Source organism: Endozoicomonas sp. (genome assembly GCF_051008435.1).
Lineage (GTDB): Bacteria > Pseudomonadota > Gammaproteobacteria > Pseudomonadales > Endozoicomonadaceae > Endozoicomonas_A.
Window position 1 is genome coordinate 1 of the sequence record NZ_JBPCXO010000510.1, and the last position, 1709, is coordinate 1709.

2 protein-coding genes are annotated in these 1709 nt (G+C 48.2%); both read left to right on the forward strand.

Going from position 1 to position 1709, the window contains the following annotated elements; translation table 11 throughout:
* Window positions 1–177 precede the first annotated feature (177 nt).
* Window positions 178–684: an outer membrane protein gene (locus ACR2PX_RS25635; protein WP_434002193.1), complete on the forward strand. Its 507-nt coding sequence runs from the start codon at window positions 178–180 to the stop codon at window positions 682–684.
* Window positions 685–902: 218 nt separating this feature from the next.
* The gene (locus tag ACR2PX_RS25640; RefSeq protein ID WP_434002194.1) at window positions 903–1577 is read left to right on the forward strand and encodes a response regulator; all 675 of its coding nucleotides are present in this window, start codon (window positions 903–905) and stop codon (window positions 1575–1577) included.
* Window positions 1578–1709: the final 132 nt, after the last annotated feature.

The following is a 1709-nucleotide window of genomic DNA, read 5'->3' on the forward strand; positions in this document are numbered from 1 at the left end:
CTTCCTCAATGTTGAGTGGTCAGTACCCAGCAAGCGAGCTGCTTCACCAATCTTGACTAATCTCTTATCCATAGTGTGAGATTATGATAGATAATCATAGATTACTCAATACTGTTTCAAACCCTTCGCTCAGATATCTCCGGTGCCCGTATCGCGGACAAGCTGGAAAACCGTGACATGATTGGTTTCAGGTTGGGAACCTGGCTGAATGATAATACCCGTATCTACGGTAACTTCATTCTTGATGACAAGAGCTACAAGAAGAGCTACAAGAAGAGCCATGCAACAGACAGTGGGGCGACCACTAGCGAAAGTTATCGCTATAAAAACTATGAACTGAGTCTGTCTGCCGATTATGTTATTCCTCTGACGGATTCTGGTAATACTCAGTTCTACGCCGGTGGTACTCTTGGCCTGAATAAACTGAAATACTCTCAGGGACAGCATACTGACAAGGTGACAGGCACGCAGGTTAATGGCAGCCGCACCAAGCGGGATACGGCTCTGATGTACGGCCTGCAGACCGGTGTTATCCAGAACCTGACCGACAACCTTTCTGCAGAACTGGGTTATCGCTACACCCGATCCAACAATGAGATCACTGGTAGCTTTAACGGTGAGCGCCTGAAGCTGGAGAGCAAGTCCCAGCAGTCTGCATTCCTGGCGTTAAACTATAGTTTCTAATCGGTTGCCGACATTTCATTCAGGGCTGGTCAATTTCCAGCCCTGAATATTCTATGAGCCTGCCGGACTCCTGGTGCGATTCACAGACAGTTCATTTGAGTTATGGCACTCTGTTGTATTAACAACAACCTTCAGTTGAATCATGGCTGACGGGATGCCTGAAAGTTCCATCTATATAAGTGGCATGACTGTTTATATAGACAAGACAGGACAATTCCATGAAGTTTATGGTGGTGGAAGACGACGATCTGCTGCGTCATCACATCAGTTACCAGCTGGGCAGTCTTGAGCATAAAGTCTACTCGGCACCTGATGCCCGGGAAGCGCTCTACTTTGCCGATCAGTACACACCCGATGCGGCCATTATCGATCTGGGGCTACCCGGTATGGATGGTCTTGAGCTGATCAGAACGCTGAGAGAACAGGGGAAAAACTTTCCCATTCTGATTCTGACGGCTCGGGGTAATTGGGAAGACAAGGTGTCAGGTCTGGAAGCCGGAGCGGATGATTATCTGGTCAAACCTTTCCGTTTTGAAGAATTGAAAGCTCGCCTGAATGCACTGATCAGACGCTCTGCCGGTTTTAGTCAGCCCCGGATAAAAGCAGGGCCTTTGATGCTGGATCTGTCCCGCAAGCAGGTCTGGTGTAATGACAAAAGCCTGTCTCTCACTGCTTATGAGTACAAGATTCTTGAATATATGATGCGCCATGCCCAACAGGTGGTCTCCAAGCGGCATCTGATTGATGAGCTTTACGAAGATGAAGGTCGGGACAGCAATGTGCTGGAAGTCCTGGTGGGTCGTCTCAGAAAGAAGCTGGAGAGTGAGGGGGTGGACAATCCTATAGAAACGGTTCGCGGACAGGGCTATCTTTTTACATTGTCCTGTTCATGAAGTCGCCAGGAGCCTGTCGGACTTATGCTTTCGAGCATACTCTCTATTGAAGAGTCAGTAGAACGAGTCGACAGTCTTGAGCGTTCTAGACAGCTTCGATGGATTCGTGAGAATAGTTGACCTATTTAATCG

Coding starts and splice junctions, on each gene's coding strand:
- ACR2PX_RS25640 (WP_434002194.1), top strand. CDS start 903: ATGAAGTTTATGGTGGTGGAAGACGACGATCTGCTGCGTCATCACATC.
- ACR2PX_RS25635 (WP_434002193.1), top strand. CDS start 178: ATGATTGGTTTCAGGTTGGGAACCTGGCTGAATGATAATACCCGTATC.